The organism is Ectothiorhodospira marina, from assembly GCF_900109495.1.
GTDB lineage: Bacteria > Pseudomonadota > Gammaproteobacteria > Ectothiorhodospirales > Ectothiorhodospiraceae > Ectothiorhodospira > Ectothiorhodospira marina.
Map to the genome: position 1 here is coordinate 137,332 of NZ_FOAA01000006.1, position 6,000 is coordinate 143,331.

The 6,000-nt window shown below is 60.9% G+C and carries 6 protein-coding genes; 4 read left to right on the forward strand and 2 right to left on the reverse strand.

Annotated features, from left to right (window positions below; translation table 11 throughout):
* The first annotated feature begins 9 nt into the window (after positions 1 to 9).
* The 3 genes from BMY52_RS07420 to BMY52_RS07430 are packed head-to-tail and all read left to right on the forward strand — an operon-like array spanning position 10 to position 3,000.
* Positions 10 to 1,098: an SO_0444 family Cu/Zn efflux transporter gene (locus tag BMY52_RS07420; protein ID WP_090252855.1), complete on the forward strand. Its 1,089-nt coding sequence runs from the start codon at positions 10 to 12 to the stop codon at positions 1,096 to 1,098.
* A gap of 44 nt (positions 1,099 to 1,142) precedes the next feature.
* Positions 1,143 to 1,859 carry a DUF429 domain-containing protein gene (locus BMY52_RS07425; protein WP_090252858.1) on the forward strand — a complete coding sequence of 239 codons (717 nt, stop codon included), beginning with the start codon at positions 1,143 to 1,145 and terminating at the stop codon, positions 1,857 to 1,859.
* A 28-nt stretch (positions 1,860 to 1,887) separates the two neighbouring features.
* Entirely contained in the window at positions 1,888 to 3,000 is a 1,113-nt protein-coding gene (locus BMY52_RS07430) for a PQQ-dependent sugar dehydrogenase (RefSeq protein ID WP_090252901.1), read from the forward strand.
* Positions 3,001 to 3,018: 18 nt separating this feature from the next.
* Here the strand turns inward: BMY52_RS07430 and BMY52_RS07435 are convergent, their stop codons facing one another.
* Complete coding sequence (locus BMY52_RS07435; protein ID WP_090252860.1) at positions 3,019 to 3,666, reverse strand: DUF938 domain-containing protein; 648 nt, start codon at positions 3,664 to 3,666, stop codon at positions 3,019 to 3,021.
* 182 nt (positions 3,667 to 3,848) lie between these two features.
* Here BMY52_RS07435 and BMY52_RS07440 point away from each other — a divergent pair, with 182 nt between their 5' ends.
* The gene (locus BMY52_RS07440) at positions 3,849 to 4,721 is read left to right on the forward strand and encodes a Fic family protein (protein WP_177169887.1); all 873 of its coding nucleotides are present in this window, start codon (positions 3,849 to 3,851) and stop codon (positions 4,719 to 4,721) included.
* A 154-nt stretch (positions 4,722 to 4,875) separates the two neighbouring features.
* Here BMY52_RS07440 and BMY52_RS07450 read toward each other — a convergent pair whose 3' ends face one another.
* Positions 4,876 to 5,619 (reverse strand): hypothetical protein, encoded by a 744-nt coding sequence (locus BMY52_RS07450; protein ID WP_090252863.1) that lies wholly within the window; start codon positions 5,617 to 5,619, stop codon positions 4,876 to 4,878.
* Positions 5,620 to 6,000 lie beyond the last annotated feature (381 nt).

A 6,000-nucleotide genomic window follows, 5' to 3' on the forward strand; every position in this document is an offset into this window, starting at 1 on the left:
CCTATACTGATGGGCATGATAATACTCAATACCATTATGGACCTGGCGCTGACGGCCGCCCCATGGCTGCTCCTGGGGCTGTTGATCGCAGGCCTTATCAAAGGGTTTCTCTCCGAGGCCCGAATGAAGAGTTGGGTGGGTGGGGAAGGCTTCAAGGGCATTTCCCGGGCTGCCGTCATCGGTGCGCCATTGCCCTTGTGCTCCTGTGGGGCGATCCCCACTGGCCTTGCCTTGTACCGGGGTGGGGCAGGGCGAGGGCCTTCCACCGCCTTCATGATTGGCACGCCAGGGATCGGGGTGGATTCGCTGGCCATCAGCTATGCCTTGCTCGGCCCCTTCATGATGGTGGCAAGGGCGGCGGGTGCGGTCACAACGGCCGTGACCACTGGACTGCTGGTCAACCTGAGTCGCCCCACTGTGACGCCGAGCCCCGAATCTCCTGATTCAAGCGCGACGGAAGACAGCTGTTCCAGCGGTTGTTGCAACACGGGTTGCGACGGCGATCCCAAGCCTGAACCACAGGCTGCAGCGGCAGGCGTGGCAGGGTGGCGGGTTCGCCTGGCCTCCGGCATGCGCTATGCCTTCTCCGATCTACTGGATGACATCAGCACCTGGATACTGGCTGGGCTGATCCTTGCCGGTGCGCTGGTGGCCCTGGTGCCCCCGGAGTCCCTCTCACAATGGGGTAGTGGGCCGCTGGCCATGCTGGTGATGGCTCTGATCGGGGTGCCGCTTTACATTTGCGCTACCGCAGCCACACCGGTGGCGGCGGGAATGCTGATGGCCGGTGTCTCCCCTGGCACGGCGCTGGTCTTCCTGCTGGCGGGACCCATCACCAGCATGGCCACGCTGGGGGTTTTGCGCCGGGAAATGGGCAATCAGGCTCTGGCACTTTACATGACCGGCATCGTGACCACCACGATCGCACTGGGGCTGACATTGGATCTGATTGTGAAGGCCAGTGGCCTGGATCTTGTTCAGCAACTGGGGGCAGCCCGTGAGCTGACACCCATGTGGCTGGAAATCACCGCTCTGGTGATCCTTCTGGCTGTGGCAATTCGCCCGGTACGCCGAGTCCTGATGCCTCGCTGGAGCTGAGCCATGTGTAGACATGAAGGGATGGACCTGATTGAACCACTCACATGCTAGATCAGGGGCAAGTGGCGGGCCTGGATGGTTGCCGGGGGCGATGGTTGTGCGTAATGGGTGATCCCCAGTGCCCTGAGACGATCCGCGCCCTGATCCTGGAGAACCCGGGCGATCTCCTGCGCCTGGATCCCCGTCCCCAGGTGGTGGGTGCGGACATCCCCATTGGCCTGGCAGACGCGGCGCCTCGCCGTGCCGATAGGGAGGCCCGTCAGCGCCTGGGTCGCCCGCGCGGCAGCAGCGTATTCCCGGCACCCTTGCGGGTGATGATGAAGGCTCCATCCTACGAGCAGGCCTGCCTCATTGGTCGCCAGCAAGCGGGGCGGGCCCTGTCCCGGCAGGCCTGGAACATCATTCCCATGATCCGGGCCATGGACGACTTCCTGCAGGCGGGTAATGACCGTCAGGCCTGGGTACGGGAGGTGCATCCTGAACTGAGCTTTCAGGCCTGGAATCAGGGGCTGGCCATGACCCACAACAAGAAGACCCCTGTCGGGCGGCAGGAGCGACACCAGTTAGTGGAAGCGACGTTTCCAGGAGCCTACGAGGCGGCCTGCAGTGATCTGGTCAACGAACGCTACGCACCGGACGACTTGCTGGATGCCTTCGCCGTGTTCTGGACCGCGGCGCGGATTGCGCAAGGGCGCGCCATCCAACTGCCCGAGATGCCCGAGAAGGACGCGACCGGATTACGGATGGAAATAATGTTTTAATGAACCCTACCCGGAACACGTGGATACCATGATCACGCAACTGACCCAAAAGGTACTGATCCTGATCCTGATGCTGCTGGCCACCCCTATCAGCGCCGGGGATTACCGGATCGAGACGGTCGCCTCGGGGCTGGAGCATCCCTGGTCCCTGGCCTTTCTGCCGGATGGTCGCATGCTGGTGACCGAACGGGCAGGGCGCCTGCGGGTGATCGAGAATGGGCAGCTTTTAGCGGCGCCTGTGGAGGGCGTGCCGGATTCCCTCGTTCGCAAACAGGGTGGTTTGCTGGAGGTACTACCGCATCCGGATTTCGAGCGTCATCCCTACCTGTTTCTCACTCAATCCGTAGGAGCACCGCGGGCCAATGCCACACGTTTGATACGGGGGCGACTGAAAGCCAATACGCTCACGGATGTGGAGATACTGTTTGAGGCGGCGCCGCGGCGATCTCGGCCGTTACATTACGGGGGGCGCATGACCTTCCTGGAAGATGGCACCTTAGTGCTCGGGTTAGGCGATGGTTATGATCATCGCGAGGACGCCCAACGACTGGACAGTCATACTGGCACGATTGTGAGACTGAATCCTGAAGACGGCAGTGTCCCCACCGACAATCCCTTCGTTGACCGCGACGATGCCCTGCCAGAAATCTACAGCTACGGCCATCGCAATGTGCAGGGCCTGGTGTGGGACGCGCAGACAGGCATCCTGTGGTCTCATGAACATGGTCCGCGCGGTGGCGATGAACTCAACATCATCGAACCTGGCGCCAACTATGGCTGGCCTGCCGCCACCCATGGGATTGACTATTCCGGTGCCATCATCAGCCCGCATACATCTTTGCCGGGCATGGAAGATCCCGTACATCAATGGACTCCGTCCATTGCCCCTGCCGGGATGACCCTGTATCGCGGTGATCGCTTTCCCCAATGGCAAGGCAGCCTGTTTGTCACCTCGCTGGTGGAACACCACGTGCGGCGCCTGACCCTGGATGGGGTGCAGGTGGTGGACGAAGAAATCCTCTTCGAAGAGGTGGGTGAGCGCATCCGGGATGTACGCACAGGGCCCGATGGTGCCCTTTACCTGCTTACGGACAAGGCGGATGGGCGCGTGCTGCGGGTGGATGCACCGCCGGCCCGGTGATGGCGCTGATGGGCTGGATTAAGACTCACCGTCCGGTACGCGCTCCAGGATGATGGAGAAATTATTCACCGGCATGTCGATCACGGATTGCAGCGATAGCCCGTGTTCCCGCCCCAAGGTTTCGATGTCTGCGATGTCTCGCACGCCCCAGTCCGGGTTCTGGGCCCGAAGGTACTGGTCAAACCGCTGGTTGCTGGGCGCTGTGTGCGTCCGGTCGCGGGAGTAGGGGCCGTAGAGGTAGAGTAGACCGCCGGGTGTAAGGTACTGGCCAGCACCTCTCATCAGACCTTCCGCGGTGGCCCATGGCGAGATGTGCGTCACATTGATGCAGACCATCGCGGCAAACCCATCCGCGGGCGGGCGATCCGATTGCCCCAGCCCCCAATCCGCCTGACCCGCATCCAGCCGCACCGGCGCCTTGAGGTTGGGCAGGGACGCGCTCTCCCGCCAAGCCGCAATACTGCTCAGGTGATGCGGATCCACATCGGTGGGCCACCAGGTGATCCCGGGGAATGCGCGGGCAAAGTCCACCACATGCTGGCCAGTGCCGCTGCCCACCTCCAGCACGTGGCCGCTCACATCCGCATGGGCATCCCGCAGGACGCCCAGAATGGGGGTGATGTTTTCGTGGTAGGAGGGCGAATCCAGGCGAGCGTTGGCGGACATGAAGTCAGGCTCCAGGGCTCATTGGTGTGGGGCGTGTGCGGCGACTGGGGCAATCAGCATGAGGGAACCTCGAAAAATCGCCCCAGTCAGGGCATCATACCCCCAACGCTCCCAATCGGGTGGATACCCGTCGCGCAATCCGGATTCACTGACCAGGAACCCCATTGGGCAGGGCCCCGTGCATGCATCCTCCTCAAGCGCTGCCAATACCCAAGCTCAAAGCCCTCGGTGGACTCGACCGCGATCTGCAACAGTCGTTGTTGAGCCAGATCCGCGACCTCTGGACCCATACCTCCACCGCTCTGGAGGGCAACAGCCTCACCCTGGGCGAGACCAAGTTCATCATCGAGGAGGGGCTGACGGTCTCCGGCAAGCCGTTGAAGGATCATCAGGAGGTGATGGGGCATGCCCGCGCCATCGAACTGGTCTACAACGCGCTGGGCGGGGCGGTCACCGAATCGCACTTGTTTGACCTGCACCGGGCGGTGCAATCAGAACTCGTGGCGGACATCTACAAGCCCTGCGGGGCCTGGAAAGTGGAGCCCAACGGCACCTATGCCGTCACCGAGGAGGAGCGCCAGACCTTCATCGAGTACGCTTCGCCCGAAGACGTGCCCGCATTGATGGCGGGGTGGCTGGCCGAGCTCAATCGGCTCGCTGACGAATTCCTGAGCGAGACGGACGCGGTCGATGCCTATGCCCGGTTGCACCTGGGGTTCGTCCACGTGCATCCGTTCTGGGACGGCAACGGGCGCCTGGCGCGTCTGTTGAGCAACATCCCGATGCTGCGCTCCGGCCATCTGCCGGTGGTGATCGACGTGCGCGACCGCAAGGAATACATCGACATCCTGGCCCAATACGAGCTGGCAAGCGGGCAGCTCACAGCCGAAACCGGTGTCTGGCCCGCCGAGGCCCAGGAGGCACCCTTCCGTGCGTTCTGCCAGCGGTCCTACCAGGCAACGCGGCAACTGGTTGAACAGGCGAGTGAGCAGCAGGCGAAGCGCAACCTTCGGCACAGCGCTCACAAACCGCACCCAGATCGGGATGACGAATGACTGGCTCCATCACCCCCTGAGTTCGAGGTCTTCCCGAATCACCTCCGGATGCCGAAACGCAATCTCGATGAGCGCCTTTGCCGGCCCGGAGGGCTGACGTGGCACCTGTTCCGAGGGCGGTGGGCTAAACACCCGCCCTTCCCCGATTCGGTTTTCAGATATGGATCCTTTCATAGTCCGTCTTGCCGAGCTGGTCGTCCATTAAAAACAGGAAATGATGCGTGTGTGGGGATATCTGCTTCGCCTGCGCTCCAAGGCCACCGATGGTGAAGAGGCGGGCAAGAGCACGTGCCAGCTTTTCGCACTGGATGGTCAAGGCCGTGTTGATCTGTCTATGGAATGAGTCGCCGTCCTTTTGATCACCGATTCGACGTGTCCAAGACGGATCTTCCCGAAGGACTTCCATTTCCAGTTTCTTCCACTCATCCTCTGGAGAAGGCCCTGGATTGGCGTCTCCGAAAACGATGTTGAGATTGTAGTATCTGGCGCTCTTCGCGAAATCTGAAAGGATTTTAACCATCCTTCTCATGCGTTTGTCCTTCTCGAGGAACTCGACATCGGACTGGGCTGCAGGGAGGCCCGCGTGATAGTTATCCGAAAAGCACTGCCGAACCCTTTTGTCTAACAACCACATCAGATCGTGTGTAGGCTGCCCTGAGCGTTTCGGGTTTTTTGAGAAGTGGCGTCTGTCCGGGTAGTTGCCGGTTGTTTCTAGATGATGACAACAGCAAGCCGTCTTCATCATCCGCTCAAATCCGGACGCGAGCAGCAATATCGGGAGGTGGAAGAAGTCGGTAGATCCATCCATGCGGTTGAGTTCGCGAAGTCCCGTCTTGATCAGACGCATTGCAGAGAGCAACTCCTCACCGATCATGACGTTCTGGAGTGTTGATGGCATTGATTTTTCTCCCTGACCGAACGTGGCAAATCATCGGACGGTAAAAGGCGAAGCATTTTGACGGTCCAGTGGATTGGGATGTGTACGGCCGACATGGTCATGAACTGATGGGGTGAAAGCCCCCTGTAGGAGCACCTGTGATGTCCACTCTGAACTACTAGCCGACGGCAAGGGCAAACCCCAGAGGGAATGTCTGAAGGAAGCCCGAGCGCAAAACTGTGAGTCGACGGACAGAAATCGTATGTATGGCTCAGTACCCGGGCAAGTCAGCACAAGGTGACAACGCCGTATCCGTCCGGTAGCCCCCATATTCCATAGTCCCCGCTAATCCCACATCATCACCGGCACGATCTCAAGCAATAGAGGGGTGTGCCGGTATGA

What these genes read in the sequence shown, in the direction of transcription:
- BMY52_RS07420 (WP_090252855.1), top strand. Translation starts at nt 10, where the DNA reads ATGGGCATGATAATACTCAATACCATTATGGACCTGGCGCTGACGGCC.
- BMY52_RS07425 (WP_090252858.1), top strand. Translation starts at nt 1,143, where the DNA reads ATGCTAGATCAGGGGCAAGTGGCGGGCCTGGATGGTTGCCGGGGGCGA.
- BMY52_RS07430 (WP_090252901.1), top strand. Translation starts at nt 1,888, where the DNA reads ATGATCACGCAACTGACCCAAAAGGTACTGATCCTGATCCTGATGCTG.
- BMY52_RS07435 (WP_090252860.1), bottom strand. Translation starts at nt 3,666, where the DNA reads ATGTCCGCCAACGCTCGCCTGGATTCGCCCTCCTACCACGAAAACATC.
- BMY52_RS07440 (WP_177169887.1), top strand. Translation starts at nt 3,849, where the DNA reads ATGCATCCTCCTCAAGCGCTGCCAATACCCAAGCTCAAAGCCCTCGGT.
- BMY52_RS07450 (WP_090252863.1), bottom strand. Translation starts at nt 5,619, where the DNA reads ATGCCATCAACACTCCAGAACGTCATGATCGGTGAGGAGTTGCTCTCT.